This is a genomic window from Streptomyces sp. NPDC059906, from assembly GCF_042730645.1.
GTDB lineage: Bacteria > Actinomycetota > Actinomycetes > Streptomycetales > Streptomycetaceae > Streptomyces > Streptomyces rubrogriseus.
This window is the reverse complement of the sequence record NZ_JBHWKU010000008.1, coordinates 190,686-207,628: the sequence shown is the minus strand read 5'-3', so window position 1 is coordinate 207,628 and position 16,943 is coordinate 190,686. Positions and strand designations below refer to the sequence as shown.

Here is a 16,943-nt window from a genome sequence, read left to right as displayed (position 1 = left end):
GAGTCGGCGACGACCTGGTCGCCGGTACGGTGGTGCGGGATCGTCCTTACGGGGCCGCGCGGCCGGGCGAGTTATCGGACCGGTGTGCCTTTCGCGCGCCGCCCCTGCTCGTAGCGCGCCCGATGCGGAGTCCACCGCCGACGGGTTCCTGGCCCACTGCCGCCCCCTTCGCCGCGCGCTCTCGAGGCTCGCGCGGTTCTCGCGTTTCCGAGACGGAACGCGCCCCCCTGACCTGATGCCCCACGACCTGCCGTGCCAGAACAGATGCTGGGGCGGCCTTGACTGTACACGGTTCCGCACATGTGTGGCGGGTGACCGCGTGTTGACAGCGTCAATATGCGCTTCGAGTACCCCTGGATCCTGACCTTCCCGATTGGGAAGTGTGCGCTGGGAGCGCTCGCCACCCGTCTCGTACGCTGAGTCATCGTACGAACACGTTCGGTGGAACGTACGATTTAGGGTCGGCCATTCTGGGGGTTCTCGGCCAGGGAACTGGCGCGTGTGCACCTGGAGGTGGGCCTCGAATGACGACCGACCACGGAGAGCCGGCGGTGCCGGGCGGGGAGTGTGAGCGGGAGCCGGGACCGTCGGACAACCTGCGGACGTTCGGAGCCGTCGTCCAGGCGTTGCGTGAGCACGCGGGGCTGAGTCGGGTGCAGTTCGGGGAGATGGTTCGGTTCTCCAAGCACACCGTTGAGTCGGTGGAGTTGGGGCGTCGGATGCCGGACGCGTCCTTCGTGGAGCGCGCGGAGGAGGCGTTGGGGAATACCGGGGCGATGCGGCACTCGGCGCGGTTTCTGACGCGGGGGAGGCGGGGTTGGCGGTGTGGTTCCGGCAGTGGGCGCGGCTGGAGCGTACGGCAGTGAATCTGTGCACGTACGAGTGTCGACTGATTCCTGGGCTGTTGCAGTCGGAGGGGTACGTACGGGCTCTTTGCGAGAACGAGATCCCACCCCTCCCGGATGAGACTTTGGAAACTACCGTGCAGGTACGCATGGAGCGTCAACAATTGCTCCGGGAACGGCCCAGCACAGCGGTCGACTTCGTCATCGAAGAAGCCGTCCTGATGCGCCGCTTGGGAGGCAAGCAGGTTGTCGCAGAGCAGCTCGACCTCCTCATCGAGCTCAGCTTGCTGCGCAACGTCATCGTTCAGGTCATGCCGGCAAGCAGTGAACAACACGCTTGTCTCTCGGGGCCTGTACGACTGCTGGAGATGCCGGACGGACGCTGGCGAGCGTACTCCGAGGGGCATGAGAACGGCCGCTTGATCACTGACCCGAAAGAGGTGAGCCGCATCCACATGCGCTATGCAAGACTGCGCTCGCGGGCTCCTTCCCCGAAGGACTCCATGAGCCTGCTGGTGTGGAGCAGAGGAGCGCTATGAACACGTCCGGACTCGGTTGGTTCAAGTCCAGCTACAGCAGCGCACAGGGCGATGACTGCGTAGAGGTCGCCGTCACCGAGCGGGTCATCCACGTACGGGACTCCAAGGACGTACGGCGCCCGCCCTTCCCTGTGGGACGTGAGGGATGGTCGCGCTTCGTCGGGTTTGTCACCGAGGTGTGACCTGTGTCCCGGTGACCGCGAAGACCGCCGGGACCTGATGGGTCCGCTCAGTTGGCCAGAGCGAGGCGTTCTACGTGGTCGAGCTGATGAAGGTCTGGCCGACGAAATCGCCGTCCTCGTCGAAGGCGTTGACGACCACGGCGTAGTTGGCGGGTCCGTCGCCCTCGTTGCTGATCTTGTAGACGAACTCGTACGTCTCGTCCGTGTCCGCGTCGCAGTCGTTGAATGAGTAGACATCGGTGTCGTCGCCGTACTCGTCGTCGCTGTCCTCGACGACGAGTTTGCCGCCCGAGACTTCGACGTGGTCCATCGTGTCGTCGCCGTTGCCGTAGGTAGTGGGGGAGGGGCGGGCGTGGTGGCCGGTCTCTCGGGTGGGTTGTCGGTCATGAGGCGCTCCGTTCGAGGGTGATGCGTACTGCGAGTGACGCAGGTCGGTGCTTGGTCAGGGTGAGGTGGTGTCCTTGCCGATGCGCAGGCCGGTTCCCGCGAGCAAGCACAATCCGGCGAGGACGGACACGACGCAGGCGGTTTCGAAGACGTCCGAGTGCTCGTCCGCGAACATGCCTGCGGCGGTGAGGCCGAGGAACACTCCGGAGGTCTGCCAGCCGGTTCCGGACGGCATGGGGCTTGCGGCACGCCAACGGATGCGGGGCACCCACAGGCGCAGGAGCTCCGCGGTGGCTGTGAAGGCCACAAGACGGGACGTGATCATCAGGGAGAGGGAAGCTGTGTTGTCTCCGAGCTCGCCGACGCCGACGACGGTGGTGAGCGTGAAGTAGAGAATCGGGACCAACCAGGCGGGGTGCGCCCGGGTGCCGGAAGTGGGGTGGGGCTCACTGGTCCGGTCGGTGACCTTGGTGAGGCTGACCAGGGCCGGGGCATCCCCCGCAGTGCCGGAGAGCGGCGGTGCCTGGGGGATCGGCCGCAGGGCACGGTGCTGCGCGCGGCGGAGGCGGCGACCGATGTCGCCGTACGTGTCCATGTGGGCCGACAGTTGTGTTTGGATGTCGAGCAGCTTTTCGGCCATGGCGTCGAATTCAGCTCTGCGCACGGCGGCGAGCCGACTGGCCTCTTCTTCGGCGGTGGTGAGTCGGCTGAGGGTTTCGGTCTGCAGTTGGGTAGCTTCCTTGCGCGCCTTGTCTGCTGCTCGCGGGGCCTCTGCCAGCTCCTTTCGCAAGCGGACGCGTTCGGCGTCGATGATCTCGGCGATGCGGTGGCGTTCGTCCGGCGGCAAACGGTGTGGGGCGCGGGCTTCCGCGCGGGCAAGGACAGACTGACGCCACTCCAGGAGGGGACGGCCGCGGTGCTGGCCGATGCCGTTGATGTGGACCTTGCCGCCCTTGGTGCGGTGAATGTAGAGGACGTCGCCGCCCTTGCCGTTCGGTGCCTTCTCCCAACTGACGCGTTCGAAGTCGGCGGCCGTCCTGATTCCGTGCGCCGCGAGGTCGCGGATGAGTCCCTTGCCGATGCCGTTCACCTCGCTTGAGGTGAGGTACGTGCGGCTGAGCGTGCGCTCGATGGACTCACGGCGCAGGACGACCAGGGCGCGCGTCTCCTGGCTCTCGCGCTTGCCGTCCAGCCCGTTGAGCTGTTGGCTGAGCGAGGCTTCCTGGCGTGCCCGGCGCTCGTGGATGCGTTGAAGGGCCTTGCCGTGGATCGCCTCGGCGCGGTTACGGTCTCGTGCCTCGCGGTTCAGGCGTTGCTGGTCGGAGATCTCGAAGGCGGGTCGCTTGTCGAGGAGGCGGCGGAGAGCGCGGATGGACTCGATGAGTTGGCGGCGCTCTGCGCGGGTTGCGGAGGGGTAGGGGACGGTGGACGGCGGGGCGGGGGTGGACCCGTCCCGCCGCGTGGGCGTGCTGTCGATCAAGGGAGTGCTCTCAGTGGGCGGGGTGTCGAGGGCCGTGGCCCGGGGGCGGGGTCAGGGTGGAGGTGTAGTTCTCGCCGTCCACCAACGGGTTCTCCAGGCTGACGCCGGCCGCGGCCATGCGGTCGTATTCGGCGAGGATCAGGTCCTTGGTGCGATAGGTGCCGTATTCGGAGATGTCCTTCTGCTTCACAATGGGGAATGTCTCCATGACGTAGTCCACGTTATTGCGCTGGACTCCGTAAAGATGGAAGAATAACGAGTCCAACTCCGCTCGGATAAGCCCGCGACGCTCGTCATCCCATCGGAAGGGTTCGCCTGCGTCGGCTAGGTCCTTGGCGAAGGAGCTCACATCATAAGCGGTGTAGATGAGTTCAAGAGTGCGTGGGATGATGAAACTCCTATGGCGGGCAAGCTGGTCAGGACGCAGTGCGGGGAGCTGCATCATGTATCCGTATGTGAGATGTGTTCCCCCAATTTTCTGGCGGGCTACATAGTCGAAGACGAAAGAAGACAGCTGCGAGTTGAGTAGGGCGCAATCCTGAGGGGTTTTCGTAAATATGAGCGGGTAGGTGTGTCCTATGGCGACCGGGGGTGCCACCGTACTGATCGCAGTCCGCTCGTCGGTAGCGCGGCAGATATCACGCCACCCGAGAAGCCAGCTGTGTTCCCACTTTCTTTGGGCCAGCTTGGCCACCACCTCCGAGTCTGGAATCCAGTAACGGGAAAGCACTGCGAATTTGGCATCCTGCTTGGCTTCTGGAGTGGTTCGTGGGAGTACCGAGTCCATACGGTCGACGGAGCGTTCGCGATAGTCACCGAATCGATGATCATAATGGTGCTGCATTTTCGCCTCGTACAGCGGGGTCATCTGTGCATTGTTCCGCGTGAAGACGTTCCCCCTCAGCTGCCAGCCCTCGTCTTCCAGTTCCTGGCGTGTCCGGAAGAGATGTGAGTCGTTGGCCATGTCGAACATCCTCATGAATGACAGGCCCCAAGGATTGCCGCCGTTCTGTCCGCTATCGCCGAGTTCTTTGATGAGGATGGGTATGCGCTGATAGATTCCGAGGGTGATGTCGGCGTCACGGCTGGTTTTGAAGACTGGGCAACTCCCTGTGTTGGGATTGACCAGCGAAATGTCCTCAGGTGAGAGCTCAAAGGTCCTACCCGCTTCGTCTAGTTCACTGGGGAGCCCTAGGTCGAAGGCGAACTTCGTGGACTTGCATTCGCCGATGCGGCCACTGACGGTAATCAGGCAGAACCTGACGTCCCCGTGACCCACATTCTTGAAAAGGCCTCGGTTGTTCCGGAACCCGAAGACGGCCGCAAGCTGCTTTGAGTAAATGACGTCACGTATGAACGGGGCCGTCGTTGCGTCGCTCACAATCCCAGTCGGGACGATCAGACCGAAGCGGCCCGTCGTGTCGAGCAGTGCACGGTTGCTCTCAGTGAAGACGGCATATGTGTTGATGTCTCCGCGGCCTGTGAGTCGATAGCGACCGCTATTCCTCATGAAATGACTTTCGCCCTCAGTCCTGCGTTTTGCTGCTCCGAACTCGGCGTACAACCCCCGACCGTTCAGGGTGCATCTCAGCTCCGCGATCAGCCTTTTCCGCGCAGCGGCGGTTCTCGCAGTTGCGATTGTTGCATTACGTTGCGCAAAGAACTCCTGTTCTTGCAGCTTGATGCGCTCCCACGGGGGGTTTCCTAGGACGCAAGAGAATCCGCCGGACCATTCCATGGACGGATCCGTGCCGCCGTCCGCAACATTGGAGACCGTGAAGACCTCCGGGAATTCCAAATACCAATGGAAGAACCTGTACTGCTGCGCTAGCCGGATGATCTCCTCGTTCGTGTTCACCGGAATGCCCGCGCCGGCGCTCTGGAGGTCACGGAAGACGCCCTCCGTGACCGGGGTGGGTGCGCCCTGGACTTTCGGCCAGACGAAGGCGGCGCACCAGGCGTCGCCGATGTGTAGGGCTCGAAGATATTCCGCGGACTGCTCAAGTTCGCGGAAGCGACTCGACTGGGTTCGAACGTCGCGCAGCGTGTTGGCCCGGGCGGCCGTGATGTTGCGCAGGCTTGCCGCGAAAGCCGCGTTGGAGACCCAGATGCGCTCCTCCGTGTGGAAGCTGAGCTGGCCGCCGCGTTCTGCCGCGTTGCGTTTCTTGATGGCCGACGCGATCTTCTTGTCGTCGCCCTCTATCGGCTTGAACGCGTCATCCGGGATGCCCTTCGTCAGCAGCGCCGGCGTTGCCCCGATCAGCGCGTTGCCGTGCTTGACGTGGGCGTCCAGAAAGCCCAGCGGCTTGCCCGGTTCCAGGGCCTCCAGCCACAGGGAGACCTTGGCCAGCTCGACCGCCATCGGGTTGAGGTCGACGCCGTAGATGCACCGAGCGACCACCTCGTGCAGCGCGTGCCGCACCGCGTCGATGGTCGGCTCCGGGTTCTGTTCCCGGGCCGCAGCCACCCGCTTGGCGATCCGCCGAGCCGCAGCGACCAGGAAGTGGCCCGAGCCGCAGGCGGGGTCGCAGACCGTCAGTGAAAGCAGTTCCTCGACGATGGCTGGGCCCGGGTCCGGCTGACCCGAACGCGTCGCCCGGATCTCCCCCCGCTTCACCGCGTCGTCGATCACCGGGTCCAGCGCCGAGTCCAGCAGGCACTCGATCAGCGACGACGGGGTGTAGTACGAACCCGTCGTCTTCCGCGCGTTGCCCGCCAGCTCGACCAGCTCGAAGGTGCGCTCCGTCGCGTTGTGCTGCGGGACCAGCTCCAGCAGGGACTCGTAGATGGACCCCAGTTCCTCCGCGTCCAGGTGGCGGTAGTCGACCACCCGGTTGCGCTTGCTGGTGGTGTCCCGCACGATCGACAGCGCTCGTACCGCCTCCAGCAGGGGCTCGTTCGACAGGGACAGGCTGTGCAGGACCTTGTCCGCCTCCGTGTCGTCGAAGATGCCTCCGAGTCCGGGCAGGCCCAGCTCCGGCAGACCGTCGTTGTTGCCCAGTCCCCACAACACGAAGCGCAGCGCCAGGTACAGGTCACCGTGGGCCGTGCCCCGACGGCGCTGGGCGTGCCGGCGTAGGCGGGCCGATGAGAAGTACGTCTTGTAGCGGTCCTTCGCCGACTCCTCCGCCGAAGGGGACAGCAGGACCTCCCGGTCCTCCGCGACGAACAGGAACAGCAGGCGGTAGACCATGCGCAGCAGCCCGTAGTGGAAGGTCTTGACGTCTACGGTCTCGCGCAGGTCGCGGTTGTCCGGGTGCTTCAGGAAGCCTGTGCCGAGGGTGGTGATCGCTTGCTGGACGCCCTTCCGGAGCTGGTCCAGCGCACGCGTCCCCTGTGCAATCGCCTCCGTGCGCCACTCCTCCAACCAACACGTCGACGGTGCCGCGTCCTCCACGACCTCGAAGCGGGAGACGTGCAGCAGCCGGTAGAGCAGCACGAACTCGCTGAACAGCTCGCCGTCGAAGATCGCCTCCAGGTCGAACTCGACGTACGACGCCGTCGCCAGCGCGCTGGAGTCGCGCAGCAGGCGCACCTGGCGGCCGTTGGTCAGCAGACCCCACAGGTGGGCCTCAGTCCGGTTCAGGCACTCCTGGAGCATCGACTGCGGCGGCACCGTGCCCGCACCACCCGGACGCTTGTCCAGGTTGGCGTTCCACGGGGTCTGGTGGATGAGCGCGCGCTGCCAGCGGTGCGAGACATGGAAGTGCTTCTCAGTGTCCGAGTCGGCCGTGACGCCCTCCGCGCCGATCAGTGTCAGGCGGCCGAAGCCCAGCTCCCGCCACAGCGGGGCCAGCCAGTCGGCGACCGCACGGCCCGTGGGATCGGTGGCGGGCAGGCCCGTCACCCGGTCCTCGGGGAGGTGCTTGCGCAGGTCGCGCCAGAGCGGCTTCAGGTACTCCCAGCTGCGTTCTGCCTCGTCGCGAACCGAGCGGGACGACGGCAGGCCGTAGTCCGCGGGCTTCGAGCCGGGGACGTCCTTGCCCTCGGAGATGCGCAGCAGCATGTCGGAGGGGAGCAGACCTCCGACTGTGTGGACTGCGGTGAACACCTGGTGGCGGGTCGTGGCGGACATCAGGCGGACGCTCCAGACGCAGCAGCGGGGTTGGCGGGAAGGTAGAGGTATGCGCCCAGCACGTCGGCCGGCTTCTGGGCCGTAACCGAAAGGCCGCGGACGATCTCGCCGGAGGCCTGGCGCACCCGGCGGTGCGAGGCGTCCAGTTCGGCGGCCAGTTCGTCGCCGTACGACTCCAGGTGGCCGGTCGTCTTGGGGAGTTGGCCGAGGACGCGCTTCATCATGCGCTCGCCGTAATGCGGATCCGTGTTCCGGGACGCCACTCTGTCCAACAGCGACGCCGCGCGCTCCTGCGACAGCCACACCGCGTTCTTCGGGGAACCCTCGAAGGCGAGCAGGCGCGCGTCCTCCGACACGTGCTGCTTCTCGCCGCTTCGCGACGGCAGGGTGAGGTGGAAGCGGTAGCGGACCAGCAGCAGCGTCGTGCTGGTCGACACCGCGTCCGTCGTCACCACACCGCAGCGCCGTGCCGGGCGCGCACCGTCCGCCTCGGTGTCCAGGGCCGAGTTCAGGACGTGGGACGCCAACGCGCCCACCACCGGGTCTGTCCGTACCAGCGCCACTTCGCCCCGTGCCACAGCCGGATCGTTCCGGAACGGGATCGGGCGGTCCCGCTCGATCACCTCCGCGCCCACGGCCGTCGCGAGGGCGTCTCTCAAGCCCGTCGGCGTGCCGCCCACCTGTGCGGTGAAGTCGGACGTCGTCTCACCGGCATCCCGCAGCACCGCGCCGAGCGCGCCCAGGGACTCGCGGACGAACGTCTCCACCTCACCCGTACCGCCCAGCGCCTCCCGGACCGCCGCGACCTCACGGGCCACCTCCTCCGGGTGGATCGAGCGCTGCGCGAACCGGGAACGGGAGGCCGTCTCGCGCTCCGCCGCCGAGTTCCAGTCGCTGTCCAGCTTCGCCGTGCTCACCTTGAACGCGTCCGCGCCGAACAGCGCGCCGTCGTCCTCACGTCCGCGCATGAGCAGCCACTCCACGATCGCGTCCGTCACGCCCGTCGAGAGTTCGTCGGGGACGGACACCGAGATGCCCAGGTCCTTCTTGATCTGGCGGTGCTTCTTAATCAACACCTCCAGGACCTTGCCGTCGATGCCGTTGTCGTCGCCGTACAGGGTGATGACGCGGACCTCGTCCCGCTTCTGCCCGTAGCGGTCGACGCGGCCCTCGCGCTGGTCGTGGCGGGTTGGGTTCCAGGCCAGGTCGTAGTGGATCACCGCGTCGAAGTGGTGCTGGAGGTTCACGCCCTCTGACAGGCAGTCCGTGGCGATCAGGACGCGGCGCGCGGCGGCCTCCTCGCCGGCCTCGGTCGCCAGCGCCTCGATGTTGTCGATGCGCTGCTGGGGCGAGAGCTCGCCCGTGACCGCCCTGACGACGGTCTTCGCGCCGAGAGGGCCGCGCTTCTTCGACTCGGCGTCGTTCGCGAGATACTCGGCCAGGTACTTGGCCGTGGGGATGTAGCGGCAGAAGACGATCGGGTGGTAGCCGTCGGCCAGCAGCGACTTGAGGTGTTTGATCAGGGCCTTCAGCTTGAGGTCCTGCGCCGGGCCCTCCAGCTCCGCCGCCCGGTCGGCGAGTTCCGCGAGCCGGGAGCGCGGGTCGTCCTCCGCGGTCTCCGCGCCCGGTGCTACGTCCATGCCCTCCATCGAGTCGCTGTCCGCCGCGTCGCTGTTGAGCGGGGCGCCGAGCTTGTCGGCCTCCTCCGCCGACGCCGCGACCGCCGCAGCAGACCGCGTGCGTAGCGTCTGCGACGCCGCCCTCGGCGACGACACCAGCGAGCGCAGCAGGGCGATCGCCGACCACCAGGCGATACGGGCCTCGCGGCGGCCCCGGCCGTCCGCCTCCTCCACACGCTCACTCGCGTACGCGATCGCGTCGTCCAGCAGGGCCCGGTACTCCGGGGACAGTTTGTACGTCTCGTCCTTGAAGTAGCGGTCCGAGGGGAACGCGGTGCGCTCGGCGAGCGAGTCGTCGGCCAGACCGTCCGCCTTGGTGAGGTACCGGCGGACGTCCGCGCGCTTGCGGGCCACGAAGTGCTGGGCCAGCAGCTTTCTGCCCGCCTCCGACTCCAGGTCCACGGAGGCCAGGTCCGGCTTGACCAGGCCCAGCAGGTTGCGGAATGCGGACTCCTTGCCGCTGTGCGGGGTCGCCGTCACCAGGAGCAGGTGTCGGTCCGGGTCCTCAGCCACTCGGCGTAGCAGCTCGTAGCGCAGCTGGTTCTGCGTGCCGGTCCTGGTGTCGTCGGCGGCCACGCAGGTGTGGGCCTCGTCGACGATCACCAGGTCGGGACAGTGCCGTACGAAGTCGTCGCGGTGGCGGGTGGACTTGATGAAGTCCGTGGACACGATGACGTGCGGGTAGCGGTCGAAGAGGGACTGGCCCAGGTCAAGGCCACGCTCCAGACGGGTGACCGTCGACGACAGGACCAGCTCCGCGTCGATGCCGAACTTGCTGCGCAGTTCCTGCTGCCACTGCTCCGCCAGGGCGGGGGAGCACAGTACCGCCAGGCCCGTCGCCTCGCCCTGCGCGAGCAGTTCGCTCGCGATCAGACCCGACTCGACGGTCTTGCCGATGCCGACGTCGTCGGAGATCAGCATGCGGACCGTCCTCTGGCGCAGCGCCATCAGCAGCGGGACCAGTTGGTACGCGCGGGGTTCCACCGCGATGCCGGCCAGCGAGCGGAACGGGCCCGCGCCCGAGCGGAAGCCGACTCGCAGGGCCGTGCGCAGCAGGCCGGCAGCACGCTGGTCGCCGAGGTCGGTCGGTTCGGGGGTGGCGAAACGGGCCTCCTCGACCGTCTCGAACACCGGGAAGACGGCGGCGACGTCGTCGTCCGAGCCGCCAAGGGGGCGTAGCACGAGCAGGTCGGGCTTGCTTTCGGGGAGTACCACCCATTCGCGGCCGCGCGCCTTCACCAGGGAGCCGGCGGAATACGTGAGTGCCATGTGTGTCGTCAAGTCCTTCGGTGAAGGTGATCAGTTGGCGGCAGGGGCGCCGAAGTAGCGGACGTTCGCTGCGGCGATTGCGTCCCAGTCGGCGTCGTGGCCGAAGCGGACGACGTCCCAACTGGCGTTGAACAACCGGTCCTCGGCGTCTTCGTCGCGCAGGGTGTCCTGTTCCTGGCCGGGGGCGTCGACGAAGACGGCCACGTTTCCGCCGGGCAGCCGGTACACGAAGTCGGGCCGTGCGTTCGCCTCGGTGAGGAACGGCGTCGCCTCGTCTGGCAGGTGCAGTCCCCGTGCCTTCGCCCAGCCAAGGAAATCGCCCTGGGCGGCGAGGTCGGAGGCGGCCGACGTCTCTACCGGGGTCGGTGCCGCCGGGGCCTGGTCGAGCAGTCGGCGGAACTGCTCCGACCGCGACTCACCGCGTGCCTCGCGCTCCGCCGTCGCCGAGGCGAGGCGCACCAACAGATGCCGGGCGGCATGGCGGTTGATCTGGGCGTGGTCGAGCTGGTTGCCGTAGGTCAGCAGGCACTCGTAGCAGCCGAGTGCGCACGGTCGGTCCGGGTGCGGGCCGCCCAAGTCGGTGCCCTCGTCGTCGAAGTGGCAGATCGACAGCGCGTACTGGGCTGCCTTGGCCAGCGCGTCCGGCTCCGCCTGGAGGCGGCGGAGTACGCCCGCGCCGCCCTCGGCGGCCTCCATGAACAGGAACCGGCCCCGCGGTCCGCCGTCCGGCGGCAGCAGTTCGCTGGACAGCTCGGCGTCCTCCAACTCGAACGCGGCCTCGATGCCCCGCTCCAGCGCGTACATCAGGGACACCGCCTCCGGCTCGGGCAGAGCCTCGTCGAGGGTGAGGACGAGGATGTTGCGGCGGTCCTCCACGTACGGGATGACGCGCTTCTTGCGGCGCCGCTCCTTGCCGTCCTCCTCGACCGTCGGCAGCTCGCTGGAGTCACCGGAGGCCTCGGCGGCGTCCTTGTCGTTCATCCAGCGGCCGTCGGCGAGGTCGAGCCAGTAGCCCGCCGGCTCGTCCTTCTTGGCGCGGACCCGGCCCAGGTTGGTGATCCGGACGGTCGCCGAGTCGCCGTACGCCAGGTCGGCCAGCGGGACGCGCCCGCTGTCGGTGACGGCCGCGTTGAGGCGGCCCTTGCGGGCGCCGTGGTCCTGGAAGCGGTACGACGTCTCCATGCGGTAGCCGGCCCGGCGGCGCTCCTCCTCGTCGGAGGAGATCCGTTCCCGGCGCGTGGTGTACACGGTGTGCAGCTGGAGCAGCCCGTGGGTCGCCGCGCCGAGCGGCTCGTCGCACATGTGGCAACGGTCCTGGCGTTCGGCCGGGTCGTGGTGGTAGCCGCAGTGCGCGCAGCGGCGGGCCTCACTGGTCGCCAGGTCGCCGGACGAGTCCGGCGGGAGCTGGATGCGGGTCACCTGGTAGCGGGCACCCTCGTGGTAGATGAGCGCGCCGGGGCCGAACTCACGGATGGCCAGGAATCGGGGGCGCTGGAGGTAGTCGCCCTCGCCGCGGCGGCGGCCGACCGTCGGGATGTACGCGGCCAGCGGCAGGCGGGGGAAGCTGTAACCGGGCAGGAAGCCCTCGGAGGCGAGGTAGCGGTAGGGGTTGAAGTCCGACAACACCGACTTGCTGTCGACGCTCTCGTTCATGAGCAGGTTGAGCTGTGTCTCCGCCTCGCGGCGCCGTGCGTTGGCACGGTTGCGGTCGAGCTCCGTGAGGCTGTAGTCCAGGCGTCGCCTGTTTTGGATGTACTGGTCGTCGAGCGCGGCGCGGAAGAGTTGGCGCCACCGGTCGAAGGCCTGATCGAACCTCTGGGGCACTGTGCGGACGCGGTCCTGGATCCAGTCGTCGTGCCACCACGTCGTGTCGGCTGCGAATGCCGGCAGCAGCGGGCCGAGCACTCGCAGTGCCGCGTCCACCGTGCGGTCCTGGGCGCTCTCGTCCAGGGAGGCGTCGAGGATGTCGGGCAGCAGCCCCAGAGCGGGGTTCGGGCGGTCACCGGTGTCCGGGTACGACACGTCCAGGATCTCGGGTATCGCGCGGCCCAGCTTCAGGCCGGCTTCCGCGATCCATATGCCCTGCAGGTGCGAGAGGACCAGGTCCTCGTTGGCGAGGTCCAGACGGGGCGGGGCCACCGCGCCCGCCACCATCCGCTCCGAGCGGCGGAAGTAGTACTGGTCGTGGCTGTTGCCCGTCGCGCAGTACGTCGTCACCAACGCCGGCTGGCCGCTGCGGCCCGCACGGCCGGAACGCTGGGCGTAGTTGGCGGGAGTGGGCGGGACGTTGCGCATCATCACCGCGTTGAGGGAGGAGATGTCGACGCCCAGCTCCATGGTGGGGGAGCAGAACAGCAGCTCCAGCTCCGCCTTGCGGAACGCCTCCTCGCGCCGCTCCCGCTCCTCGGGCGCGACCTGTGCCGTGTGTTCGCGCGCGAACATGCCGGACAGTGCGCTCGCCGCCTCCTTGTACAGGTCGCGGAAGAACGTGTTCACCCGCGGGCCGTCACCGCTGGGGTAGGTGCGCGTCAACGGGTCGTGCGCGCCCATCTCGCCCTTGCCGGACCGCCAGACCAGCGACTGGGCCGCCACCCGGTATCCCGTCCGGGCCTCCGCGGTGGGCCGGCGGTAGCGGCCGCCCGCCCGCTGCGGGGCCTCGGGCACCTCCTTCACCAGGCCGTTCGCCGCCAGAACCTTGAGCAGCTCGGCGATGACGAGTTGCAGGTCCTCGGGGGAGAGATTCCTGAATGACCGGTCGGAGCGCCTGAGGTACTTGCCGAACTTGCCGCGTGCGGAGAGGAACAGGCCGGAGCGGTTCAGCCCCCGGCCGGTCGACGGGTGCGGGTAGGCGGTGCCGACGTTGGGCCGGTCGGAGGCCGACAGCACCCACGGATCCACCAGCCGTTCCTCGCTGGCCCGCTGCAACGCGTCGAAGTCGTCGCGGAAGTAGGCCACTCGATGGCGAGGGAGCGGCGCATCTCGTTCAGCAGCGCCTTGGTGATCTCTGCCCGCAGGGCCGGGTCGGCGTCCCGCAGTGCCGTGTGGGTGTGCGCCCACCGGTCCTGCTTCTCCGCCACCCAGTGCAGGTCCGCGTAGTCGATCTCCAGCAGGCCCGTCTGCTCCAGGTTCGGCATGGTGATGCGCCAGCCGCGTTCCAGGTCGAGGTACAGCCGGAACGCGACCACGTCGCGCAGTGTCTTGGCCGCGGCCTTGGCGAGTGTCGGGGGCTGGTCGGCGTCTCCGGTGTAGTCAGCGGGGCCGATCGCGAGCGCGTTCGTCACCGCCGAGGCCAGTTCCTCGTGGGTGAGGCCGTCCTCGCCCACGTCCAGTGCCGCGCGGAAGAGGGCTCCGCGCAACTGGGCGATCTGCACGAAGTCGTTGAAGTGACCGGCCTGGAGAGAAGCGTCCTGACGGTTGTCGACGAAGGTCAGGAGCTTGCGTGCCTCCTTGTGCAGAGCCCCCTCGGGAACCGACTTCAGCGACCGCACCACGGAGGCTGAGATCAGGGAGGTCGCGGAGGAACGGCCCTCCTGGTCCAGCGTGGCGAGCTTGGCGAAGTCCCGGCCGCGTGTCTGCTCGTAGGCCACACCGCAGTGCAGGCAGAACAGGAACGGCGACGGAATGAAGGCGGCCTGCAGCTCGCCTCGGCCCTCGTAACCGAGCGGGTCCACGGCGACGGCGCGCGGTACCCGGTCGCGGTACGTCTTCTTGAGGACCTCCTGGCCCCTCTCGTCCAGCTCCAGCCAGGACTCCGGCAGGCGGCGGTCGTCGACGGCGTACTGGACGCTGGACGGCCAGGCCCGCTCCGGGTCGATGAAGAGGTAGCCGTCGCCCTGCCGTCCACCGGTCGCCGAGGTGTCACGGCGGGCCCCGTAGCGGACCTCGCCGTCCTTCTCGTCACGCCAGACGGTCAGGTACTCCTGGCCGCACTCCCGGCAGAAAGCCAACGGCATCAGCAGCTTGCCGCCGCTGCCCGGCTGCTCCAGCTGGTAGGAACGGGTCAGATGGCGCGAGAGCTTGTGCTCCAGGGTGACGTACACGGTGTCCCCCTTGGAGAGGAACTGGTGCAGGCGGAAGGCGAACAGCGGTCGGTCGGTGACCGGGTGCCGGGCCTGCGAGCCGGCTTCGAGGGTCGCCTCGACAGCCTTCGCACAGTCCTCCTTGGCGACCCCCGACTGCTCCGACAGCTCGGCAGCCGCCGCGTCCAGCGTGGTCGGCCGCCGCCGCACCAGGCGGCCCGTCACCTCGTCGGTGGCCAAACCGAAGCGGGTCTCGATCCAGCGGCCCAAGGGGTCCCGCACGAGGTCGGCATACGCACGCGGAGCGGCCGGTGAGGTCAGGCGCTCGGAGGGAAGAGATTCCGGTGCTTCGTCGGTGGCGCGGACCAGGGTTTCGCCGATGACGTGTTCGGGCCTGACCGTCGTGCCGAACAGCCTGCTCGCCATACCGGCGACGACCTTCTTCTGATCTTCGAGGGTGCCCTCGGTCGACATGGTGGCCGAGGTGCCGATGCACTGCACACCGGGTGCCTGGCAGGCCTCGCGGACCCGGCGGATGAGCAGGGCCACGTCGGCGCCCTGCCGGCCGCGGTAGGTGTGCAGCTCGTCGAAGACCAGGAACTCCAGGCCCCTGGCCATCTTGATGAGGCTGGCCCGGTCGGCGGGCCGGGTCAGCATCAGCTCCAGCATCACGTAGTTGGTGAGCAGGATGTCGGGCGGGTTGCCGCGGATCTCGCGGCGCTTCTCGTCGTCCTCCTGGCCCGTGTAGCGGGCGAAGGTGACCGGTTCGTGACCCTGGCCGTAGCCGTCGCGCAGGTACTTCTCCAGCTCTTTGAGCTGACTGTTCGCCAGCGCGTTCATCGGGTACACGATGATGGCGCGCACCCGTTTGACGGCTTGTGGGCCTTCGGCGTCCCGCTCGTGCAGGACCCGGTTCACGATCGGGACGATGTACGACAGCGACTTGCCGGAGCCGGTGCCCGTCGTCAGCACGTACGATGCGCCGAGCGCGGCGGCGTCGACGGCCTCGCGCTGGTGGCGGTGGAGCGTGAGCGGCCGGCCGTCCGCAACCGTGCCGCCCTCAGTCTTGCCGGCCTGGAAGATGCGGGCACATTCCGGGTGGATGACCTGGTCGCCGACCAGTTCGGCAACGGTGCCGCCACTCTGGAAGAACGGGTTGAGGGACAGCCACGGGTCCGGCCACTGCGACCTGTTGTCGAGATCCTTCTCCACGAACGCCGCGACGCGATCGTCCCGGATGACGGTGCCGCCCTCGGTGAAGTCGCGGTAGTCCCTGATCAGGGAGCGGTGCACGCCGAAGACGTCCATCGCCGTGCCGGAGGCGGTGACGGGCGCAGGCCGCAGGGCAGGCGTGCGTGGAGCGACGGCGGCACGCGCGGCGACGGCTGCCAGCGGCCGTGTCGGGTCGAGGGCGCTCCAGTGGGGGAGCTGCGGAGCGTCCGCGCCCCGTAGCGTCAGTGGGCGCAGGGCGTCACGGACTTCCGCGGCGGTCGTGGGACGGTCGGACGGGTCCTTCGCCAGTAGCCGGCCGACGAGACGGATCAGTTCGGAGGGGATTTCGGTACGGATGACGCCGAGGGGAGTCGGCTCGGCCTCGAGGTGCTTGCGGGCCAGCTCGAACGGTGACTCGCTGACGAAGGGAGGTGTACCGACGAGCATTTCGTACAGCACACAGCCGAGCGCGTACAGGTCGGCGGCCTGGGTGACCTGGCGGGCCTCGAACTGCTCCGGGGCCATGTAGCGGGCCGTGCCGACGCTGACACCGGTGCTGGTCAGCCGAGTCACGTCGGGGTCGTCGACGATGCGGCCCATGCCGAAGTCCAGGACCTTGACGGTTCCGCCACGGGTCAGCATCACGTTCGCGGGCTTGAGGTCGCGGTGCACCACGTCTGCAGCGTGGGCAGCGGCGAGACCGTCGGCGATCTGCGCGCCGATCGCGGCCACCCACGACAGGGGCAGCTGGTGCTCCTCCTCGACGAGATCGCGCAGCGTCTCACCGTCCAGGAACTCCATCACCAGGTACGGCAGTCCGCTGTCCCTGGCTACCCCGCCCGCGACGAGTCGTGTGAGGTTCGGGTGCTCGAGCCGACGCATGATGCGGACCTCGCGCGCGAAGCGCTCCACCGCCTTCGTGTCCGTGGCGGTGTCGATCAGGGCGCCCGTGCGGCTGCGCAGGATCGTCTTCACGGCGACCGAACGCCCGGGGTCGCCCTCCAGCGCCTGAAGGTCCTCGGCCCGGTGAACCTCCCCCATGTTGCCCTTGCCGATGACCTGTCCGGTGCGGAATCTGTCGTCGATCAGCTCGTGGCCCATGGCCGCCTCCTCAATCCTGGCCTCGTCGTTCCATCAGGGAACCGACGTGCCTTCCTCCACACTTCGCGCCCTGTTGACGTCGTTTCAGGTGACGCAGCGAGTGATCCGTACACAAGAGTTACGTCGTCAACACGTTGATGTTGTCAACACATCGC

At 67.9% G+C, this 16,943-nt stretch carries 5 protein-coding genes and 2 pseudogenes; 2 read left to right on the top strand and 5 right to left on the bottom strand.

Annotated elements, in window-relative coordinates; translation table 11 throughout:
- The first annotated feature begins 524 nt into the window (after window positions 1–524).
- Together ACFV9J_RS15655 and ACFV9J_RS15650 are read left to right on the top strand one after the other, a co-directional pair.
- Window positions 525–1,384: pseudogene (locus tag ACFV9J_RS15655) on the top strand (Scr1 family TA system antitoxin-like transcriptional regulator).
- Window positions 1,381–1,566, top strand: a complete 186-nt coding sequence (locus ACFV9J_RS15650; protein ID WP_385354405.1) for a DUF397 domain-containing protein — start codon at window positions 1,381–1,383, stop codon at window positions 1,564–1,566. Before ACFV9J_RS15655 ends, ACFV9J_RS15650 begins: the two are co-directional and overlap by 4 nt.
- 70 nt (window positions 1,567–1,636) lie before the next feature.
- Here the strand turns inward: ACFV9J_RS15650 and ACFV9J_RS15645 are convergent, their stop codons facing one another.
- From ACFV9J_RS15645 to ACFV9J_RS15625, 5 genes and pseudogenes are all read right to left on the bottom strand, one after another.
- Window positions 1,637–1,876, bottom strand: coding sequence for a hypothetical protein (locus ACFV9J_RS15645; RefSeq protein WP_385354403.1), 240 nt, complete (start codon window positions 1,874–1,876; stop codon window positions 1,637–1,639).
- 132 nt (window positions 1,877–2,008) lie between these two features.
- Window positions 2,009–3,433 (bottom strand): hypothetical protein, encoded by a 1,425-nt coding sequence (locus ACFV9J_RS15640; protein ID WP_385354401.1) that lies wholly within the window; start codon window positions 3,431–3,433, stop codon window positions 2,009–2,011.
- Window positions 3,434–3,443: 10 nt separating this feature from the next.
- On the bottom strand, window positions 3,444–7,508 hold the full coding sequence (locus ACFV9J_RS15635) for an Eco57I restriction-modification methylase domain-containing protein (protein ID WP_385354399.1): 4,065 nt from the start codon (window positions 7,506–7,508) through the stop codon (window positions 3,444–3,446).
- Window positions 7,508–10,456, bottom strand: a complete 2,949-nt coding sequence (locus ACFV9J_RS15630) for a helicase-related protein (RefSeq protein WP_385354397.1) — start codon at window positions 10,454–10,456, stop codon at window positions 7,508–7,510. The genes ACFV9J_RS15635 and ACFV9J_RS15630 overlap by 1 nt, the downstream gene beginning before the upstream one ends.
- A 30-nt stretch (window positions 10,457–10,486) precedes the next feature.
- Window positions 10,487–16,788 (bottom strand): annotated as a pseudogene (locus tag ACFV9J_RS15625) (protein kinase).
- Between the last annotated feature and the right edge of the window lie 155 nt (window positions 16,789–16,943).